At 71.8% G+C, this 19,081-nt stretch carries 18 protein-coding genes; 14 read left to right on the plus strand and 4 right to left on the minus strand.

The genetic code is table 11. The features are described from left to right. Positions 1-69: 69 nt before the first annotated feature. The 3 genes from ACFV57_RS28625 to ACFV57_RS28635 all read left to right on the plus strand — a co-directional run bounded on the left by ACFV57_RS28625 (position 70) and on the right by ACFV57_RS28635 (position 3,297). Positions 70-1,395, plus strand: a complete 1,326-nt coding sequence (locus tag ACFV57_RS28625) for a formimidoylglutamate deiminase (protein ID WP_385238257.1) — start codon at positions 70-72, stop codon at positions 1,393-1,395. A 17-nt stretch (positions 1,396-1,412) separates the two neighbouring features. Beyond that, a complete protein-coding gene (hutI, locus tag ACFV57_RS28630) occupies positions 1,413-2,621 on the plus strand; it encodes an imidazolonepropionase (RefSeq protein ID WP_385238176.1) in 1,209 nt (402 codons plus the stop codon). A 244-nt stretch (positions 2,622-2,865) separates the two neighbouring features. After that, the gene (locus tag ACFV57_RS28635; RefSeq protein ID WP_385238178.1) at positions 2,866-3,297 is read left to right on the plus strand and encodes a hypothetical protein; all 432 of its coding nucleotides are present in this window, start codon (positions 2,866-2,868) and stop codon (positions 3,295-3,297) included. A 224-nt stretch (positions 3,298-3,521) separates the two neighbouring features. Here ACFV57_RS28635 and ACFV57_RS28640 read toward each other — a convergent pair whose 3' ends face one another. Further along, complete coding sequence (locus ACFV57_RS28640) at positions 3,522-4,529, minus strand: RNA polymerase sigma factor SigF (protein WP_385238179.1); 1,008 nt, start codon at positions 4,527-4,529, stop codon at positions 3,522-3,524. 260 nt (positions 4,530-4,789) lie between these two features. Between ACFV57_RS28640 and ACFV57_RS28645 the strand changes: the two genes are divergently transcribed. The 6 genes from ACFV57_RS28645 (at position 4,790) to ACFV57_RS28670 (ending at position 10,692) form a co-directional block, all read left to right on the plus strand. Beyond that, a complete protein-coding gene (locus ACFV57_RS28645; protein ID WP_031009365.1) occupies positions 4,790-5,158 on the plus strand; it encodes an STAS domain-containing protein in 369 nt (122 codons plus the stop codon). Positions 5,159-5,339: 181 nt separating this feature from the next. After that, complete coding sequence (locus ACFV57_RS28650; protein ID WP_030594971.1) at positions 5,340-5,837, plus strand: ATP-binding protein; 498 nt, start codon at positions 5,340-5,342, stop codon at positions 5,835-5,837. Between the two features lie 465 nt (positions 5,838-6,302). Beyond that, the gene (locus tag ACFV57_RS28655; protein WP_385238181.1) at positions 6,303-7,070 is read left to right on the plus strand and encodes an LPXTG cell wall anchor domain-containing protein; all 768 of its coding nucleotides are present in this window, start codon (positions 6,303-6,305) and stop codon (positions 7,068-7,070) included. A 108-nt stretch (positions 7,071-7,178) separates the two neighbouring features. Then, positions 7,179-8,153, plus strand: a complete 975-nt coding sequence (locus tag ACFV57_RS28660; protein WP_385238183.1) for a hypothetical protein — start codon at positions 7,179-7,181, stop codon at positions 8,151-8,153. Further along, positions 8,150-9,337, plus strand: a complete 1,188-nt coding sequence (locus ACFV57_RS28665; protein ID WP_385238184.1) for a hypothetical protein — start codon at positions 8,150-8,152, stop codon at positions 9,335-9,337. The genes ACFV57_RS28660 and ACFV57_RS28665 overlap by 4 nt, the downstream gene beginning before the upstream one ends. Continuing rightward, complete coding sequence (locus ACFV57_RS28670) at positions 9,337-10,692, plus strand: hypothetical protein (RefSeq protein ID WP_385238186.1); 1,356 nt, start codon at positions 9,337-9,339, stop codon at positions 10,690-10,692. The genes ACFV57_RS28665 and ACFV57_RS28670 overlap by 1 nt, the downstream gene beginning before the upstream one ends. Positions 10,693-10,793: 101 nt before the next feature. Here ACFV57_RS28670 and ACFV57_RS28675 read toward each other — a convergent pair whose 3' ends face one another. Next, on the minus strand, positions 10,794-12,320 hold the full coding sequence (locus ACFV57_RS28675) for a peptide MFS transporter (RefSeq protein ID WP_385238187.1): 1,527 nt from the start codon (positions 12,318-12,320) through the stop codon (positions 10,794-10,796). A 520-nt stretch (positions 12,321-12,840) separates the two neighbouring features. Between ACFV57_RS28675 and ACFV57_RS28680 the strand changes: the two genes are divergently transcribed. Continuing rightward, positions 12,841-13,521 (plus strand): response regulator transcription factor, encoded by a 681-nt coding sequence (locus ACFV57_RS28680; RefSeq protein WP_385238189.1) that lies wholly within the window; start codon positions 12,841-12,843, stop codon positions 13,519-13,521. A gap of 59 nt (positions 13,522-13,580) precedes the next feature. Continuing rightward, positions 13,581-14,828, plus strand: coding sequence for an ATP-binding protein (locus tag ACFV57_RS28685; RefSeq protein WP_385238190.1), 1,248 nt, complete (start codon positions 13,581-13,583; stop codon positions 14,826-14,828). A gap of 86 nt (positions 14,829-14,914) precedes the next feature. Here the strand turns inward: ACFV57_RS28685 and ACFV57_RS28690 are convergent, their stop codons facing one another. Next, positions 14,915-15,445 (minus strand): GtrA family protein, encoded by a 531-nt coding sequence (locus ACFV57_RS28690; protein WP_385238192.1) that lies wholly within the window; start codon positions 15,443-15,445, stop codon positions 14,915-14,917. Between the two features lie 135 nt (positions 15,446-15,580). Continuing rightward, positions 15,581-16,018, minus strand: coding sequence for a protease inhibitor I42 family protein (locus tag ACFV57_RS28695; RefSeq protein ID WP_385238193.1), 438 nt, complete (start codon positions 16,016-16,018; stop codon positions 15,581-15,583). Between the two features lie 166 nt (positions 16,019-16,184). Here ACFV57_RS28695 and ACFV57_RS28700 point away from each other — a divergent pair, with 166 nt between their 5' ends. Genes ACFV57_RS28700 through ACFV57_RS28710 form a run of 3 tightly spaced genes read left to right on the plus strand, consistent with a single transcriptional unit; the run spans position 16,185 to position 19,023 of the window. Further along, positions 16,185-17,303, plus strand: a complete 1,119-nt coding sequence (locus ACFV57_RS28700) for a 5-(carboxyamino)imidazole ribonucleotide synthase (RefSeq protein WP_385238259.1) — start codon at positions 16,185-16,187, stop codon at positions 17,301-17,303. Then, positions 17,300-17,839 (plus strand): 5-(carboxyamino)imidazole ribonucleotide mutase, encoded by a 540-nt coding sequence (gene purE, locus ACFV57_RS28705; RefSeq protein WP_385238194.1) that lies wholly within the window; start codon positions 17,300-17,302, stop codon positions 17,837-17,839. Before ACFV57_RS28700 ends, purE begins: the two co-directional genes overlap by 4 nt. Continuing rightward, positions 17,836-19,023: a dipeptidase gene (locus tag ACFV57_RS28710; protein ID WP_385238196.1), complete on the plus strand. Its 1,188-nt coding sequence runs from the start codon at positions 17,836-17,838 to the stop codon at positions 19,021-19,023. The genes purE and ACFV57_RS28710 overlap by 4 nt, the downstream gene beginning before the upstream one ends. The last annotated feature ends 58 nt before the right edge of the window (positions 19,024-19,081 follow it).

The following is a 19,081-nucleotide window of genomic DNA, read 5'->3' on the forward strand; positions in this document are numbered from 1 at the left end:
CCGCAGGAATCGGAGCCGACCCCGCGACCCGGCGACGGGCCGGGGCCGGCCGCCCCGAAGACGTACTGGCTGGAACACGCCTGGCTCGGCACGCACGTCGAGCCGGGCGTGGCCGTGGACGTGGACCTGGCCGACGGCCGCATCGACGCCGTACGGACCGAGGTCCCCAGCCCGCCGCCCGGCGCCGTGGTCCTGCGCGGCCTGACACTGCCGGGCCTCGCCAACGCCCACTCGCACGCCTTCCACCGGGCCCTGCGCGGCACGGTCCAGGTCGGTTCCGGCACGTTCTGGACGTGGCGGGAGGTGATGTACCAGGTCGCCTCGCAGCTGACCCCCGACAGCTACTACGCGCTCGCGCGGGCCGTGTACGCGGAGATGGCCCTCGCGGGCATCACCTGCGTCGGCGAATTCCACTACCTCCACCACGGCCCCGGCGGCACCCGCTACGCCGACCCCAACGCGATGGGCGAAGCCCTGATCGCCGCCGCCGACGAAGCGGGCATCCGCATCACCCTGCTGGACACCGCCTACCTCTCCTCCGGCTTCGGCGCCCCGCCCAACCACCACCAGCTGCGCTTCTCCGACGGCACCGCCGACGCCTGGGCCGAGCGCGCCTCCGCTCTGAAGGAAGGCCGCCCGCACGCCCGCATCGGAGCGGCCGTGCACTCCGTACGCGCCGTGCCCGCCGACCAGTTGGCGACCGTCGCGCAGTGGGCCGGGCACCGGCGGGCGCCGCTGCACGTCCACCTCTCCGAGCAGACCGCCGAGAACGACGCCTGCCGCGAGGCACACGGCCGCACGCCCACCGAACTGCTCGCCGAACACGGCGTCCTGGGCCGCCGTACCACCGCCGTGCACGCCACCCACCTCACCGGCGAGGACATCCGGCTGCTGGGCGCCGCCACCACCGGCGTGTGCATGTGCCCCACCACCGAACGCGACCTCGCCGACGGCATCGGCCCCGCCGCCCGGCTCCAGGCCGCCGGCAGCCCCCTGTCGCTCGGCAGCGACAGCCACGCCGTCATCGACCTCTTCGAAGAGGCCCGCGCGATGGAGCTCGACGAACGGCTGCGCACCCGCACCCGCGGCCACTGGACCGCCGCCGCCCTGCTGCGCGCCGCGACCGCCGACGGCCACGCCGCGCTGGGCTGGGACGAGGCGGGCACCATCGAGCGCGGCGCGCTCGCCGACCTCACCACGATCGCGCTGGACTCCGTCCGCACCGCGGGGCCACTGCCCCGGCTGGGCGCCGAGACGGCCGTATTCGCCGCCTCCGGAGCGGATGTGCGCCACACGGTCGTCGGCGGCCGTCAGGTCGTACGCGACCACGTCCATGCGCTCGTGCCCGACGTCCCCACCGCGCTGGCCGAGGCCATCGAGGCCGTACGCGGCTGAAGGAGAGCACCCCCACGATGAACCACCCCAGCACCGCGGCCACGGAGCACACCGCCACCGGCCGCACCACCGCCATCACCAACATCGCAAGCCTCGTCACCAACGACCCCTCCCTCGGCGAAGGCCCCCTCGGTCTGATCCAGGACGCGGCGGTCGTCTTCGACGGCGACCGCGTGGCCTGGGTCGGTACGACAAGCAAAGCACCCGCCACTGACAGTCACCTCGACGCAGGCGGCCGCGCCGCCATCCCGGGCTTCGTCGACTCCCACTCCCACCTGGTCTTCGGCGGCGACCGCACCGCCGAGTTCAACGCCCGGATGTCCGGCCGCCCGTACTCGGCCGGCGGCATCCGCACCACCGTCGCCGCCACCCGCGCCGCCACCGACGAGGAACTGCACGCCAACGTCGCCAAGTACCTCGCCGAGGCGCTCCGCCAGGGCACCACGACCCTGGAGACCAAGTCCGGCTACGGCCTGAACGTCGAGGACGAGGCCCGCGCCCTGCGCATCGCCGCCGCCCACACCGACGAGGTCACCTTCCTCGGCGCGCACATCGTCTCCCCGGACTACGCCGACGACCCGGCCGGCTACGTCGACCTCGTCACCGGCCCGATGCTGGACGCCTGCGCCCCGCACGCCCGCTGGATCGACGTCTTCTGCGAACAGGGCGCCTTCGACGGCGACCAGGCCCGCGCCATCCTCACCGCGGGCAAGGCCAAGGGCCTGCTGCCGCGCGTCCACGCCAACCAGCTCCACCACGGCCCCGGCGTCCAGCTCGCCGTCGAACTCGACGCCGCCTCCGCCGACCACTGCACCCACCTGGACGCCGCCGACATCGACGCGCTCGCCAACAGTGCGACCGTCGCCACCCTGCTGCCCGGCGCCGAGTTCTCCACCCGCGCGCAGTGGCCCGACGCGCGCCCCCTGCTCGACGCGGGCGCCACCGTCGCCCTGTCCACCGACTGCAATCCGGGCTCGTCCTTCACCAGCTCCATGCCCTTCTGCATTGCGCTGGCTGTACGGGACATGAAGATGACCCCCGACGAGGCCGTCTGGTCCGCCACCGCGGGCGGCGCCGCGGCCCTGCGCCGCACCGACATCGGCCGCCTCACCCCCGGCGCCCACGCCGACCTCGCCCTCCTCGACGCTCCCTCCCACGTCCACCTCGCCTACCGGCCGGGCGTACCGCTGGTCTCGCAAGTCTGGCAGCGGGGCGTCCGCGTCTGACCCATCGGCAACGGCAGCAACGACAGCAACGGCAGAGATGTCGGCAATGGCGGAAATGTCGTCACTTTCAACCACGGCAGCAACTTCATGAAAATCCGGTACCGGACATTGCGTAGGCCACGTAATATTCGGACCTCAAAGCGAACAACTGTCGCAGTCACCCGCACAGTCGGCGGAACCCCCGGGTTTCCCTTCTTTTCCCCTGTGCGCGACCAAGGTGACTGCGCGGGGGGAAGGGACCCACATGAAGTCGACCCGTCTGAAGGCCCGCGTCGCCGGCACCGCGGCCGCCGTAGCCGTCCTCGGTGGCGCCGCCCTGGCCACGGCGCCGACCGCCGCGGCGAAGGCGAACCTGATCTCGATCGAGCGGGCGCAGCTCCGCGGGGACGCGCTGAGCGTCACCGTCAAGTACTCCTGTGACACCGGCCTCTCGTTCCGGATGGTCAGCAAGATGACCAAGGTGGACCAGGAGGAGGACGCCACGTCGGCGGCGACCGCGACCGTCCCGGCCGACAAGATCACCTGTGACTACCAGGACCGCATCCTGAAGCTGAAGCTCCAGCCGACCCCCGGTTCGCACTTCGTGAAGGGCGACGAGGTGGAGGTCACCGTCGGTTACCTGGAGGAGGGCGAGCAGGGTTACCCCGCGCTCGCGAAGACCTCCGTGGTGCTGTAACCACGCGACGGACGTGCGGGGCCGGGCCCCGGAACCTGACCGGTTCCGGGGCCCGGCCCTCTTCGCGTACGGGGCGCGAATCGGCGCGTACGGGGTGAATGCCGGGCCGAGGAGAGCGCCGCAACGCAAAGGAGGGCCCGTCCCGAATATCGGGGCAGGCCCTCTTCCGCGCGGGCGGTTGCCGGCTCGTCAGACCGGCAGCGACCGCGGAGAGTTCGCCGGACTCACTCCTCGACCATCAGCCCCTTGCGGAGCTTGACGAGCGTGCGCGACAGCAGCCGCGAGACGTGCATCTGGGAGATGTTCAGCTCCTCGCCGATCTCCGACTGCGTCATGTTGGCGACGAAGCGGAGCGAGAGGATCTTGCGGTCGCGCGGGGGCAGCTCGGCGATCAGCGGCTTGAGCGACTCCACGTACTCGATGCCTTCGAGGCCGTGGTCCTCGTAGCCGATGCGGTCGGCCAGCGCGCCCTCGTTGTCGTCCTCCTCCGGCTGGGCGTCCAGCGAGCTGGCGGTGTACGCGTTGCTCGCGGCCATGCCCTCGACGACCTCGTCATTGGTGATGCCGAGGCGCTCGGCGAGCTCGCTCACCGTCGGGGAGCGGTCCAGCTGCTGCGCCAGCTCGTCGCCGGCCTTGGCCAGGTCCAGACGCAGTTCCTGCAGGCGCCTGGGCACCCGTACGGACCAGCTGGTGTCGCGGAAGAAGCGCTTGATCTCGCCGACGATGGTCGGCATGGCGAACGTCGGGAACTCCACGCCGCGGCTCAGCTCGAAGCGGTCGATCGCCTTGATCAGGCCGATGGTGCCGACCTGGACGATGTCCTCCATGGGCTCGCTGCGGGAGCGGAACCGGGAGGCCGCGAACTTGACCAGCGCGAGGTTCAGTTCGACCAGCGTGTTGCGGACGTAGGCGAATTCGTGGGTGCCTTCTTCCAGCGACTCCAGGCGCTCGAAGAGGGTCTTGGACAGGGCCCGTGCGTCCAGCGGCCCCACCTCGTCGTACGGGGGGATCTCGGGCAGTCCGTCGATCTCGGGAATTCCCGCCACGTCCGGTTCGGACGATTCAGATGTGATCTGCGGGGAATGAGTCGTTCGGGACTGATCGGGCAGGGCGGCCTCGGACAGGACGGCCTCGGTGAGCGCGGCCTCCGCGAGGGTGGTCTCTGACATGGGAGTCGACGACGCGGTCTCCGTGGTGTCTTCGGTGCGCAATTCGTCGAGCCGGGGTGACATGTTGTCCTCCATCGTTCTCGGCATATGGCTGCCGATGCCTCTACGCGAAGCTGCGGTGTGCGGCGCCTCCAAAGCCGGCCGTTTCGAATGTGTCCTTCTACGCCTACCTGGGTTTGCCGGAAGATGGCAAGTGCGTGTTGTCCAGGTTTGTTCCTATTTGCGTATTGTTCGGCTACCAGCTGCGTGTATCGAAGGCGTAGTGTTCGGTCAGCGCAGTCGTAAGCAATCGGACGCCGAGACAGCAAGAGGGGTGCACGCGCATGGACCGCGGGACGGTCGGCAGTGCCAGTCGGGGACGGCTCAATGTCGCGATCCGGCATCAGGGTGCCAGCGCGATCGTGACCGTCGCGGGTGAGCTGGATCACCACACCGCGGACCTGTTGCGCGAATCGCTCGAAGGATGCGTCGCGGACGGCTTCGCGCGACTGGTCGTCGACTGCTCGCAACTGGAGTTCATGGACTCCACCGGCCTGAACGTACTGCTCGGCGCCCGCCTGAAGGCGGAGGCCGGGGGAGGCGGGGTACATCTGGCCGGGATGCAACCGGTGGTGGCGCGGGTCTTCGAGATCACTGGCGCGGACGCGGTGTTCACCGTGCACGACTCCCTCGACAAGGCTCTCGCCGACTGACGGTGGCGGCGCAGGCGGTGCTTTACGGGGGGTTCCTCCCGTACGCGTTGCCCGCGTCACAACTTCCGTACCCAAGAAGTGGGTGTTCTCACGGTCCCGTCGGGCAGGAGACATCTGAATCTGTTGAATCTGTCAGGTAACCGCTATCCGTGAAATGGCGAATCGGTGAGGTGAAGCGCTGATGAGCACCACCCGGCCGTACCCGCCGGGCGACCTCGGCCCGGAGCCGGGCAACGCCGGCGCTCCCTCCGCCTCCCCGGCCGTCCCGGCCGGCCAGATCCGCAGGCTGCGCCTGGCGGGTGTGCAGGGAGCCGTTGCGCGGGCCCGTGACTTCGCCCGGCAGGCCCTCCACGACTGGGGCTGGCTGCCGGCCGCCAGTGCCGATCAGCGGGCGGCTGCCGAGGACGTACTGCTCGTGGTATCCGAGCTGGTCACCAACGCCTGCCTGCACGCGGAGGGACCCGAGGAACTGCGGCTGCGCAGCAACGCCAAGGTGCTGCGCCTCGAGGTGACCGACCTGGGCGCGGGCTCGCCCGCGCCCCGCACCCCCCACCGTGCGGGGCGGCCCGGCGGGCACGGCATGTTCATCGTGCAGCGCCTGTGTCTGGACTGGGGGGTCGTACGCAACCCCGACGGCACGGGCAAGACCGTGTGGGCGGAGCTCGCGGCTCCCTCTTAGGGCCCCTGGCCGGGGCCCTCCTTTGCGCCGCGAAGCGCTGGGGAGGCGGCGGAAAGCGCCGGGGGGCGCCCCGGGGCGCCCGTGTGGCGGGCGGCTGCGGCGCCGCGAGCGCCGCGCGGGCGCGTACACGGGTACAGCGGGACACGGGTGTGGCCGGACCGCAGGCACGCACAACACGGGTGCTGCCGTCCTCACGCGCGCCCATGCCGTCCTGTTCTCGAACGGTGACCACGGGGCCGTCCGCACACCGGGCCCCGGAGTCCCGCCTCCGCCGCCCCTTGCGTCACTCGCGTCTCTCTCACCCCTTCCTCCGCTCTCCCCGCCTTCCCCTGGCGTCCCGCGCCGCACGGATCCGGCCTGTTCTGTGACTTCCCTCGACAAGGTCCCCGGCGTACCTTGAGCCACCGATCTGATGTGCCGTCAGTAACATCGGGCGGCGCTCAACCGCGAGAAGGGGAACTCAAGGTGGCCCGCTTCTACGAACAGCACGCCGCGCGCCCCCGCCGCGCGGCAGGCCTGGCCGCGGCCGTGGCGCTGACGGCGGGGTCCGTGGTCCTGCTCGCCGCGCCCACCGCACGGGCCGGCGTGGTGGACGTCAACTACCAGTGCAAGACGCCGATCGGGAACAAGGGCGCGGTCTCGCCCATCGACATCAGAAGCACGCGCAGCGGCAGCGCGTACAAGCTCGTGATGTCCTTCCAGAAGGGCGTCTCCTCCAGCCCCGTCGAACTGGGCGCGGGCGCCATGAAACCGAGCGCGCTGATCAAGCTGGGCGGCGCGGAGAGCGGCACCGTGCCCGTCTCCGGGCCGCCCAACGACAAGGCGATCCCCGCCAACACCCCCATCAAGATCAGCGATCTGAGCGGTACGTACACGCCCAAGGCGAGTGGCAAGGTCACCTTCACCGCCGCCACACTCACCATCAAGGCCCTCGGTACGACCACCACCTGCGCGCCCGCCAACAACCCGAAGCCGTCGCTCACCCTGGACGTCAAGGACTCGGGCGGAACGGGCGGTTCCGGTGGCTCCGGCAGTACCGGCGGCAGTGACGGCAGCGGTTCCGCTTCCGGCGGCGGTACGGGTTCGACGGCGGGCTCCTCCGGTGGCGGAGAGCTGCCGCAGACCGGCCCGGCCGACTCCGCCGTCGCCCTCGGCACCCTCGGCGGCACGGTGCTCCTCGCCGGAGCTGCGGGTGTGCTCTGGCTGACCCGGCGCAACCAGAAGCGCGCGTAGCAGCCCGCGCGGGACCCGGCCCGCCCGGCCCCTACGGCCCCTTTCGGCCCCGCCCGCGAACGAGCACAGCACCTGCACCAGCACCTGCACCAGCCCCAGGAGCCGCCGATGCCGTCCCGTATCCGCTCGGTGGTCCCGGGTGCCGTCCTCGCGACCGCCGTCGCGCTGCTGGGCCCGGCCGGGGCGGCATATGCCGCGTCTCCCGTGCCCGCCGCCCCCGGCCCGGACGGCGGGCGATGGACCGCCGCGCCCGCTCCCGGCGGCGGCGCCCGGCCGAGCGCCCAGGACCGTCCGTACTTCTACCTGGAGGGCCCGCCCGGCGCGGTCCTGGACGACCGGCTCTCGCTCACCAACCCCGGTGCCGCACCCGTGACGCTCCGGCTGCACGGCGGGCCGACCCGGTCCAGCGGCTGGCTCTCGACGGCCGCCAGAGAGGTACGCGTGCCCCCGCGCACCCGGGCGGACGTGCCCTTCACCGTCACGGTCCCGAAGGACGCGGCGCCGGGCGACCACCCGGCCGCGCTCGTCGCCGAAGGGGGCGGCCGGACGGCCGGGGTCCGGGTGCACCTGCGGGTGACCGGGCCCGCGCTGGCCGCGCTGAGCGTCGAGGACGTGGCGGTGGAGCGCCGGGGGAGCGCGGCGGTCATCCGCTACGTACTGGTCAACCGCGGCAACACCACGCTCGCGCCGCGGCTCGCGGTCCGCGCCGACGGGCTCTTCGGACCGGCCCTGCGCCGCGCCGCGCGCGCCCTGCCCGTCACGCTGCCGCCGGGCCGCCGGGTCCCGCTGACCGAGCCGTGGCCCGATCCGCCCGCGCTGGACTCGGTGGACGTACGGCTGACGGTCACGGCGGCGGGCGGTGCGCAGGGGGCGGCCGGGGCGACGTACACGGCGGTGCCGTGGGCAGCCGCGGCGCTGCCGCCTGTCGGGCTGCTGGCGGGCGCCGCGGTGTGGCGCGTGCGGCGCCGGGGGCGGGTGGCGGAGCCCCGGCGGGGCGCGGCTCCTACGGATGCCGCCCGTACGGGGCTCTCCCGCAGTGCCCCCTCCTGTACGGCCCTCTCTTCCACGGGGACGAACACGTGAGCGGCGGCGTACGAGCCCGAGCAGCGACGACCGCGACCGCTCTCACCCTCCTCTGCCTCGGCCTGCTGCCCGTACCGGCAGCGCCCCCCGCCGCAGCCGCGCACCCGGCGGCTCCCGGTCCCCGCGTCCAGGTGTCCGCGCGGGAAGCGGGCAAGGGCGGCACCGTCACCGTGACCGGCCGGGGCTGGCGCCCCAAGACGCTGCTGACCCTGCTCATCTGCGGGCAGAACATGATCGGCGGCACCAATTCCTGTGCCAACGGCGACGGCCGGGCCGTGACCACCGGCTCGGACGGCTCCTTCCGCAAGGACATCCCGGTCGCCGAGCCGCCCCGGCCCTGCCCGTGCGTCGTGCACGCCGCGACCGTGACCGGCGCGCCCGCCACCGCCGACGCCCCGTTCACGGTGGCCGGGCACCCGGTCGCGCCGCTGCCGCGCCAGAACGCGGGCGGGCGGCTGAGCGTCCTGGCGCCGCCGCGCCTGGAAGGCTCCAGCGGCCTGCTGACCTGGTTCGGCGCGCCGCCGCAGCGCCGGCTCGTGGTCACCGTGGGCAACGTCGGCGCCACTCCCGCCAGGGACCCGGTCTTCGAGGTCGGCACCTCGCACGGCGTCTACGCCCCGCAGTGGGAGGAGCAGCAGTGGCGGGGGACCGTGCCCGCCGGGCGCAGGCAGCGGGTCGAGCTGCCGGTGGAGCTGCCCGCCGGGGCGCACGGCGACTACCTCGTCTCGCTCAAGTACGGCGGCAAGGTGCTCGTCGAGCAGCCGTGGGGCGTCGGGCGGCCGTGGGGCGTGACGCTGTTCTGGATTCTGCTGGCCATCGTCGTGCCGGCCGCGGTCTTCCGTGCCGGCATGGCGGTCGTCGACCGCGTCCGACCGCGCCCGGGAGCCGCCCGTACGCGGGGACGGGCGGCCTCCCGAGGCGCGGCAGCCGCCGGACGCCACCGTGACGCCCGCGTCCCGGGCCGCGCCGGACGGTTCTCCGGCCTGGCCGGACGGCTCCCCGGAGGCCTGGCCGGACGGCTACCGGGCCGTGGGCACGCCCCCGCCTCCGTCACCGGCGCCGCGGAGCCTGCCCCGGCGGACGGCGACGCCGCCACCCCTTTGCCGTGGTTCACCCCGGACACCGCACCGTCCGCCACCACAGCACCACCGACCGACCCGCCGAGACCGAAAGGTTCCACGTGATGAGGCAACGCAGGAGAGTGAGCGCGGGCGGGTTCGCCCTGATGCTCGCCGGTGCGGGAGTTCTGGCGGCCGCCGGGCCGGCCGGGGCCGCGGAGACGGCGTACCGGACCGAGTGCGTACCGCCGCCGATCTCGGGCCTGCCCGCGATCCAGGGCACCACGAAGGTGTCGGTGACCGCGCCCGCGACGGCGAAGGTCGGCGACGAGGTCGAGGTGGTGTGGAAGACGGTCGAGGCCGCCTCCAAGAACCCCGACGTCCTCGACCTGGCCGAGAACACCGTGCAGCCCACCGGGAAGATGAAGGTGGGCGGCGCGCAGAGCGGCGAGCTGAGCGTCAAGGGGCCCCGGCAGAATCCGCCGATCCCCAAGAACAGCCCGATGAAGCTCCCGGACATGAAGGGCACCCTGAAGCTGGAGAAGCCCGGCGAGGTCACCCTCGCGCCCGGCTTCTACAACATCAACGTCAACAAGCCGATCTCCACGGACACGAAGTGCACTCCAAAGGAGGACGTGAAGCCCGCCGTCATCATCAAGGTGACCGACGGCGGCGGCACGAGCGGCGGCACCACCACAGGTGGCACCACCGGCGGCAGCGCTACGGGCGGCACGGGCGGTACCGGCAGCACGGGCGGTACGGGCGGTACGGGCGGCTCCTCCGGCGGCGGGGGCGACCCCGACGGCACCGCCTACGAAGGCAAGCAGGTCCAGGTCCCGTACGCCTGCAAAACCCCCATCGGCGACAAGAAGGCCACCTCACCGGTCCGGATAGACGCCGCGAAGAAGGGCGGCGGCTACGGCCTGACGGTGAAGTTCGCGAAGTCGGTGATGGACAGCCCGGCGGACATCCCGGCCGGCGCCGTCAAGCCGTCCATGGAGGTCCGGGTCGGCGGCGCGGACAAGGGCACGGTCCGGACCGAGGGCCCGGCGAACAAGGAGCCCATCAAGTCCGGGCAGCCGATCGCGATCCCCGACCTGAAGGGCACCTACACCCCGGGCGCCACCGGCAAGGCGACCCTGACGCCGGGCGTGCTGACCGTCAACGCGCTGGGCACGACCACCACCTGCACCCCGGAGAAGGACCCGGGTGTCTCCCTCGCCCTGGACACCACGGCCCAGCAGGGCGGCACCGGCGGCGGTTCCGCGTCCGGCGGTACGGGAAGCGGCGGTACGGAAGGCGGTACGGGAAGCGGCGGCGCGGCGGGCCCGGCGAGCGCGGGCGGCACCTCCGGCGGCCTCGCGCAGACCGGCGCGAGCGACCACGGGAGCCTGCGGGCCCTCGCCCTCGTCGCGGGCACGGTGATCCTGCTGGGCGGCGCCGTCCTCACCTTCACCCCGTGGCGGCGCCTGGGACGCTGACCGGCCCGTACACGGAAACCCGTACACGGAAAAAGGCCGAGGGCCCCGGCGCGGAATGTGCGCCGGGGCCCTCGGCCGAGTGGGCGGAAGCGGTGTGCCGCCTAGTTCACGTCGTTCATCTGACCGTTGATCCGCTTGCGGTTCAGGAAGAGGATCACACCGGCCAGGGTGGCGAGCACCGCTTCTCCCACCAGCACTCCCTTGCCCGAGAGGTTGGCACCGGCCTGCCCCAGGAGGTTGACGACACTGTCGCCGGCGGTGTTGGCGAGGAACCAGACACCCATCATCTGGCTGGCGTACTTCGCCGGAGCCAGCTTCGTGGTCACCGACAGGCCGACCGGGGAGATGCACAGCTCACCGATGGTCTGCATGCAGTAGATGCCGATCAGCCACAGCGGGGTGACCTTCGTGCCGTCCGAGGACAGGGTGATCGGGAGCAGGAAGATGAAGTAGGAGGCACCGATCATCACCATGCCGAAGGCGAACTTCGCGGTGGTCTTGGGCTCCTTGCTGCGGTTGGCCAGGGCCAGCCACACCGAGGCGAAGACCGGGGCCAGGGCCAGCACCCAGATCGGGTTGACCGACTGCAGCCACGACGAGGGGAAGCTCAGCCCGAAGATCGTGTCGGCGGTGTTCTTCTCGGCGAAGACGTTCAGCGTCGAACCGGCCTGGTCGAAGATCATCCAGAACGCGGCGGCCGCGACGAAGAACCAGACGTAGCTGCTGACCTTGCTCTGCTCGTCGGTCGACAGGTCCTTGTCCCGCTTGATGCGGAGCAGCACCACGAAGGGGACCAGGATGCCGATCACGCCCAGCGGGACCAGCAGCCACTTCTCGTTGAAGACGCCGGAGAAGCCGACGATGGCGTAGAAGACCACGGCGAGGCCGGCCCAGAACAGGCCCTTGCGCAGCCAGCCCTTGCGCTCCGCGGACGACAGCGGGGTCGGGATCTGGCTGCTCTTCGGGTCCAGGTGCTTGGTGCCGAACAGGAACTGGACCAGGCCCAGCGCCATACCGACCGCCGCGATGCCGAAGCCCAGGTGCCAGTTGACGCTCTGGCCGATACCGCCGATGACCAGCGGGGCGGCCGTGGAGCCGATGTTGATGCTCATGTAGAAGACAGTGAAACCACCGTCGCGGCGCTTGTCCGTCGGGCCGTTGTAGAGGTGGCCCACCATCGTGGAGATGTTGGACTTCAGCAGACCCGAACCCAGCGCGACCATCGCCAGGCCGACGAAGAACGTCTGGCCGGGGATCGCGAGCACGATGTGACCGGCGATGACCACGGACGAGCCGACGATCACCGTCTTGCGCGGGCCCCAGACCCGGTCACCGAACCAGCCGCCGGGCATGGCGAGCAGGTAGACCATCGCCATGTAGACGGCGTAGATCGACAGGGCGCTGCCCTCGGGGATGCCGAGACCACCGCCCTGGGACCCGTCCTTGGCATCAGGGCCGCCCGAGATCAGGTACAGGACGAGGAGTGCCCGCATACCGTAGAAGCTGAACCGCTCCCACATCTCGGTCATGAAGAGGGTGGCCAGTCCGCGGGGGTGGCCGAAGAAGGTTTTGCCGTCGCTGGCAGGGTTCCCCTGCGCGCCGGCGTCCTTCGTCAGGCTGGACGCCATGGTGCTTCCTTGGTGTGCTCGGGACGCGTGGGGAGACCGCAGCGCGCCCGGGTCGGCTGACCGGCACCGGCGCCACACTGCCCACCCCACGTCCCTGGGGGGTCGACACCACTGGATGAGGAATCGGCAGGACAGTCGCGACACCGGGATCCACGCCCCCGTGCTGCTCGCGCGGTGGACCCGGTCGACAGGTCTTCACTGTGCATCGGGGCCGGTGGTTCCGGCCCCGCACACAAACAAGGACCGATGACGTCGTTCGACAGTCACTGGTCCCAGGGTTGTGCACGGACGTTGGGACACCATACGTCCAGCGGCTGGGCTGGTGGGGCCACTGAGACAACGGTCACATGTGGAACCGGGAACCGCGGACGGGGTTGCGCGTGCGACGGCCCGCGTGCCCCGCCGTCGCGCGCCGGTCGCGAGCACGCCGCCGGCGCGCCGCCCGCAGGACGTTTTCCGGCCACCTCCGGGCGCCCCGGGTCCGGCCCGTGGAGGTAAGACCTGGGACTACCATCGGCCCATGACCCGTGTACTGCTCGCCGAGGATGACGCGTCCATCTCGGAGCCGCTCGCCCGCGCCCTGCGCCGCGAGGGTTACGAAGTCGAGGTGCGCGAGGACGGCCCCACGGCGCTCGACGCCGGTCTGCAGGGCAATATCGACCTGGTCGTCCTCGACCTGGGCCTGCCCGGCATGGACGGCCTGGAGGTGGCCCGCCGGCTGCGCAACGAAGGCCACTCCTTCCCCATCCTCGTGCTCACCGCCCGCGCCGACGAGGTCGACACCGTCGTCGGCCTGGACGCCGGTGCCGACGACTACGTCACCAAGCCCTTCCGGCTCGCCGAACTGCTCGCCCGCGTCCGCGCCCTGCTGCGCCGCGGCTCCTCCGTCGAGCCGCAGCAGCCGCCCGCGACGCACGGCGTACGGATCGACGTCGAGTCGCACCGCGCCTGGATGGGCGACGACGAATTGCAGCTCACGGCGAAGGAATTCGACCTCCTGCGGGTGCTGGTGCGGGACGCGGGCCGGGTCGTCACCCGCGACCAGCTGATGCGCGAGGTCTGGGACACCACCTGGTGGTCCTCCACGAAGACCCTGGACATGCACATCTCCTGGCTCCGCAAGAAGCTCGGTGACGACGCGGCCAACCCGCGCTACATCGCCACCGTCCGCGGCGTCGGCTTCCGCTTCGAAAAGAGCTGAGCGCCCGCCGCCGGGCGGGAAGAAGTAGAAGAACGAACGCATCCCGCCCGGAGGACACCGTGCGCCGCCGTCTGATCAACTCCACGCTCGCCGTGGTGCTCGTCGTGATCGCCGTCTTCGGCGTCTCGCTCGTCATCGTCGAGACCCGCACCATCCAGTCGGGGGCGCAGGACAGCGTCGCCGCCGAGGCGGTACGGCTCGTCGGCATCGTCGAGAGCCGGCTGGGCAGCGGCGAGAAGCTGACCCCCGAGATCCTCTCGGAACAGATCACCACCAAGCGGTACGCCGAGATCAAGGTGCCCGGCCGGTCCCGCATCGAGATCGGCACCCGGCCGGCGGGTGACGTGATCGCCTCGACCCAGCACGGCGACCGCGGCGAGGTCGTCACCGTCCAGGAGCCGCGCTCCGCGGTCAGCGCCGAGATCGGCCGGACGCTGCTGGTCATCCTGGCCGTCGCGATCCTGGCGATCCTGGCCGCTGTGGTGCTCGCCGTGCAGCAGGCCCGGCGGCTGACCGCGCCGCTGACCGACCTCGCCGAGACCGCCGAACGCCTCGGCTCCGGCGACCCCCGCCCGCGCCACCGCCGCTACGGCGTGCAGGAGCTGGACCGGGTCGCGGACGTCCTGGACGCCAGCGCCGAGCGGATCGCGCGGATGCTCACCGCCGAGCGCCGGCTCGCCGCCGACGCCTCCCACCAGCTGCGGACGCCGCTGACCGCGCTGTCCATGCGGCTGGAGGAGATCACCGTCACGGACGACCCGGACACGGTGAAGGAGGAGGCCACCATCGCGCTGGGCCAGGTCGAGCGGCTCACCGACGTCGTACAGCGGCTGCTGACCAACTCCCGCGACCCGCGTTCCGGCTCCGCCGTCGCCTTCGACCTCGACGAGGTCGTCAAGCAGCAGGTCGAGGAGTGGCGCCCGGCCTACCGCAGCGCCGGCCGGGCCATCGTGCGCTCCGGCAAGAAGGGGCTGCGGGCGGTCGGCACACCCGGCGCGGTGGCCCAGGTGCTCGCCACCCTGATCGAGAACTCGCTGATGCACGGTGACGGGACGGTGGCGCTGCGCACCCGCGTCACCGGCAACCAGGCGGTCGTCGAGGTCACGGACGCCGGCCGGGGCGTACCGCCGGATCTCGGCTCGCGGGTCTTCGAGCGGACGGTCAGTGGCCGGAACTCGACGGGGCTGGGGCTGGCCGTCGCCCGCGACCTGGCGGAGGCGGACGGCGGACGCCTGGAACTCCTCCAGCAGTATCCGCCGGTGTTCGCCCTGTTCCTCGCCCGCGAGGCCGAGCCGTCCGCGGAGTGATCCGGGGCGCGCCCGCCGGCTCGCGGGGGCGCTCGCCGACTCGTGAGGCGGCTCCCGGCCGCCCGGTTTCCGGAGCCGCCCGGCTCCTACTCGCGCGGCCGCTCGGCGGCTGACGCGCTCGCCGCGCGCTGCGGCTGCGCGCCCTCGGCCAGGAAGGACTCCGCGGTCTCCACGGCCTTCCGCGCGGGCAGCGCGCGGAACACCCAGGTGCGGTAGGACCAGAAGCGGAAGAGCGTGGCCAGGCCGATGCCGAGGAACTTGAAGACGTTGCTCGCCAGCGGCGTGTCCCAGTGGAATCCGTACGTCGCCACGTACAGGACACCGTTCTCGATCACCAGGCCGACGACGCTGAACAGCAGGAAGAGCGTCAGCTCCTTGGTCCGCCCGTTCTTGTCGCGGTCCCGGTAGGTGAAGTAGCGGTAGCCGAGGTAGTTCGTGGCGGTGGCCACGACGGTCGCCACGATGCTGGCCCGCACGACGGGCAGCTCGGTCAGGTGCCGTACGAGGTTGAAGACGGCGAAGTTGACGAGGACCCCAGCACCACCGACGGCGCCGAACTTCATGAGTTCGCGGGCCAGCGCGTCCAGTCGGGCCCGCAGTGCGCTCCGTTCACTCATGGTGATCGTTCAGCTCCTGTGGTGGGCGTTCGTGGGCGTTTTTGTGCGGTCGTCCCCGTGCAACCGCACGCTCATGCTAACCAGGCGACCTGTGTGCTGCCTGCCATCCGGGACCGCGGGGACCCGCGTTTTTTGTCAGTCCACGGTCACGCGGAACCGTCGGGTCCGGTTGTTCTCGTCCTGCTCGTCGGCCTGCGGGGTCCCGCACCGGAAGCAGTATCTGAGAGTGACCTCGGTACGCCCGGCGCCGCGGGCCATGAAATCCACGTAGCGGATGCCGCCCGTTCCCGGGCGGACCGGCTCCCCGGCGTCGTAGTGGCCGCCGGTCTCCTTCAGTACGGCCGGGTCCGGCTTCGGTGCCGTCAGGACCCACCGGAAGCCCGTGGCGGGGTTGTCCTTGAGGCGGATCGAGAACCGGGTGCCGGAGGTGACCTCGATCTCCCGGTGGTCCTCGTCGAAGACGACCGGCCCCGTCAGCTGGGTGACCACCGCGTAGACGGCGGCGATCAGCGCCGCCACCGCGACGACGAGGCCCACGGTCCTGGTGCGCCTGGGTATATGACCGTCGCCCATGCGTTCCTTTCCCCTTCGCGCGGGCGGCGAGCCTACCGCCCCGGGTGATCGCAGGGGGGCGGAACGGCCAAGGTGGCGCACTTGTGTTCGTACGTTCCTCCAAGGGGGCGACCGGGCTCCGTGGGCGGGCGGATACCCTGGGGGCGTGACGTTCCCGGTAGTCGGCATGGTCGGCGGCGGTCAGCTCGCCCGTATGACCCACGAGGCGGGCATCCCCCTCGGCATCAAGTTCAAGCTCCTCAGCGACACCCCGCAGGACTCGGCGGCCCAGGTGGTGAGCGAGGTCGTCATCGGCGACCACCGCGACCTGGACACGCTGCGCGCCTTCGCCCGTGGCTGTGATGTGATCACCTTCGATCACGAGCACGTTCCCACCGAGCATTTGAGGGCACTGGAGGCCGACGGCATCCCCGTACGGCCCGGCCCCGACGCGCTGGTGCACGCCCAGGACAAGGGGGTGATGCGAGCGAAGCTCGACGCGATCGGGGCGCCCTGCCCCCGGCACCGCGTCGTCGCCGACCCGGCGGACGTGGAGCGGTTCGCCGAGGAGAACGACGGTTTCCCCGTCGTCCTCAAGACGGTCCGCGGCGGCTACGACGGCAAGGGCGTCTGGGTCGTACGATCCTCCAAGGAGGCCGCCGAGCCGTTCCGTGCGGGAGTGCCGGTTCTGGCCGAGGAGAAGGTCCCCTTCGTACGGGAACTGGCCGCCAACGTCGTCCGCTCGCCGCACGGCCAGGCCGTCGCGTACCCGGTCGTGGAGTCCGTCCAGGTCGACGGCGTCTGCGACACGGTCATCGCGCCCGCCCCCGGCCTGAGCGAGGAGCTGTCCGGCCGGGCCCAGGAGCTGGCGCTGCGCATCGCGCACGAACTCGGCGTGATCGGCCACCTCGCGGTCGAGCTGTTCGAGACCGCCGACGGCCGCATCCTCGTCAACGAGCTGGCCATGCGCCCGCACAACTCCGGCCACTGGACCCAGGACGGCGCGATCACCTCGCAGTTCGCCAACCACCTGCGGGCCGTCCTCGACCTCCCGCTGGGCGACCCCCGCCCGCGCGCGAAGTGGACCGTGATGGCCAACGTCCTCGGCGGCGACTACCCGGACATGTATTCCGCGTACCTCCATTGCATGGCACGGGACCCGCAGCTGAAGATCCATATGTACGGAAAGGACGTGAAGCCCGGCCGCAAGGTCGGACACGTCAACACCTACGGCGACGACCTGGCCGACGTGCGCGAGCGCGCCGCGCACGCCGCCGGCTACCTGCGAGGAACCATCACCGAATGACTGCGAGCACTTCCCCCGTCGTCGGCATCGTCATGGGCTCCGACTCCGACTGGCCCGTCATGGAGGCCGCCGCCAAGGCCCTCGACGAGTTCGAGATCCCCTACGAGGTCGACGTGGTCTCCGCGCACCGGATGCCGCACGAGATGATCGCGTACGGCGAGCAGGCCGCCGGCCGCGGCCTGAAGGCGATCGTCGCGGGCGCCGGGGGAGCGGCCCACCTGCCGGGGATGCTCGCCTCCGTCACCCCGCTGCCGGTCATCGGCGTCCCCGTACCCCTGAAGTACCTGGACGGCATGGACTCGCTGCTGTCCATCGTGCAGATGCCGGCCGGTGTGCCCGTCGCCACCGTCTCGGTCGGCGGCGCCCGCAACGCCGGGCTGCTCGCCGCCCGGATGCTCGCCGCCCATGACCCGGACCTGCAGGCCCGGATGCGCGAATTCCAGCAGCACCTGAACGAGCAGGCCACCGAGAAGGGCAAGCGGCTGCGCAACAAGGTCGCCTCCCCGGCCGGCTTCGGCTTCGGGAGCGGCAAGTGAGCACGTCACTGGAGGCGGCCCGCGCGCTGCTCGCCGAACACCCCGTCGTCGACGGTCACAACGACCTGCCCTGGGCGCTGCGCGAACAGGTCCGCTACGACCTCGACCGGCGCGACATCGCCGCCGACCAGACCGGCCACCTGCACACCGACATCCCCCGGCTGCGCGCCGGCGGCGTCGGCGCGCAGTTCTGGTCGGTGTACGTACGGACCGACTACACCGGCGACCAGGCCGTCAGCGCCACCCTCGAACAGATCGACGTGGTGCGCCGGCTCGCCGCCCGCTACCCCGGCGACCTGCGCCTGGCGTACACCGCCGACGACATGGAAGCGGCCCGCGCCGACGGCCGCATCGCCTCCCTGATGGGCGCCGAGGGCGGCCACTCGATCAACAACTCGCTGGCCACCCTGCGCGCGCTGTACGAACTGGGCGTGCGCTACATGACGCTCACCCACAACGACAACATCGCCTGGGCCGACTCGGCCACCGACGAGCCCCGCGCGCACGGCCTCACCGCCTTCGGCCGCGAGGTCGTCCGCGAGATGAACCGTCTCGGGATGCTCGTCGACCTCTCGCACGTCTCCGCCGACACCATGCGCCACGCGCTGGACACCAGCGAGGCGCCCGTCGTCTTCTCGCACTCCTCCGCCCGCGCCGTCTGCGACCACCCGCGCAACATCCCGGACGACGTGCTGGAGCGGCTGCCCGCCAACGGCGGCATCGCGATGGCCACCTTCGTACCGAAGTTCATCCTGCCCGAGGCCGTCGACTGGACCCTGCGGGCGGACGAGAACATGCGCGCCCACGGCCTCCACCACCTCGACACCACCGCCGAGGGCATGGCCGTGCACCGCGCCTTCGAGGCCGGCAATCCCCGCCCGTTGGCCACCGCCGCCACCGTCGCCGACCACCTCGACCACATGCGCGAGGTCGCCGGCATCGACCACGTCGGCATCGGCGGCGACTTCGACGGGACGGCCTTCACGCCGGCCGACCTGGCCGATGTCTCCGGATATCCGCGGCTCATCGCCGAACTGCTCGACCGCAACTGGTCCGCCGCCGACCTGGCCAAGCTGACCTGGCAGAACGCGGTCCGCACGCTGCGCGGAGCGGAGGACGTCGCGCGTACGGTGCGTACCGCGCGCGGCCCGTCCAACGCGACGATCGAACAGCTCGACGGCTGAGGGACGGACCCCACCCCACCGTGATGCGCCGAGGGCCGGATTCCTTGCGGAGTCCGGC

Origin of the sequence: Streptomyces sp. NPDC059788, assembly GCF_042732265.1 — a bacterium.
Classification (GTDB): domain Bacteria; phylum Actinomycetota; class Actinomycetes; order Streptomycetales; family Streptomycetaceae; genus Streptomyces.

What these genes read in the sequence shown, in the direction of transcription:
- ACFV57_RS28670 (WP_385238186.1), top strand. Translation starts at nt 9,337, where the DNA reads ATGAGGCAACGCAGGAGAGTGAGCGCGGGCGGGTTCGCCCTGATGCTC.
- ACFV57_RS28680 (WP_385238189.1), top strand. Translation starts at nt 12,841, where the DNA reads ATGACCCGTGTACTGCTCGCCGAGGATGACGCGTCCATCTCGGAGCCG.
- ACFV57_RS28660 (WP_385238183.1), top strand. Translation starts at nt 7,179, where the DNA reads ATGCCGTCCCGTATCCGCTCGGTGGTCCCGGGTGCCGTCCTCGCGACC.
- ACFV57_RS28635 (WP_385238178.1), top strand. Translation starts at nt 2,866, where the DNA reads ATGAAGTCGACCCGTCTGAAGGCCCGCGTCGCCGGCACCGCGGCCGCC.
- ACFV57_RS28700 (WP_385238259.1), top strand. Translation starts at nt 16,185, where the DNA reads ATGGTCGGCGGCGGTCAGCTCGCCCGTATGACCCACGAGGCGGGCATC.
- hutI (WP_385238176.1), top strand. Translation starts at nt 1,413, where the DNA reads ATGAACCACCCCAGCACCGCGGCCACGGAGCACACCGCCACCGGCCGC.
- ACFV57_RS28645 (WP_031009365.1), top strand. Translation starts at nt 4,790, where the DNA reads ATGGACCGCGGGACGGTCGGCAGTGCCAGTCGGGGACGGCTCAATGTC.
- ACFV57_RS28690 (WP_385238192.1), bottom strand. Translation starts at nt 15,445, where the DNA reads ATGAGTGAACGGAGCGCACTGCGGGCCCGACTGGACGCGCTGGCCCGC.
- ACFV57_RS28675 (WP_385238187.1), bottom strand. Translation starts at nt 12,320, where the DNA reads ATGGCGTCCAGCCTGACGAAGGACGCCGGCGCGCAGGGGAACCCTGCC.
- ACFV57_RS28695 (WP_385238193.1), bottom strand. Translation starts at nt 16,018, where the DNA reads ATGGGCGACGGTCATATACCCAGGCGCACCAGGACCGTGGGCCTCGTC.
- ACFV57_RS28650 (WP_030594971.1), top strand. Translation starts at nt 5,340, where the DNA reads ATGAGCACCACCCGGCCGTACCCGCCGGGCGACCTCGGCCCGGAGCCG.
- ACFV57_RS28640 (WP_385238179.1), bottom strand. Translation starts at nt 4,529, where the DNA reads ATGTCACCCCGGCTCGACGAATTGCGCACCGAAGACACCACGGAGACC.
- purE (WP_385238194.1), top strand. Translation starts at nt 17,300, where the DNA reads ATGACTGCGAGCACTTCCCCCGTCGTCGGCATCGTCATGGGCTCCGAC.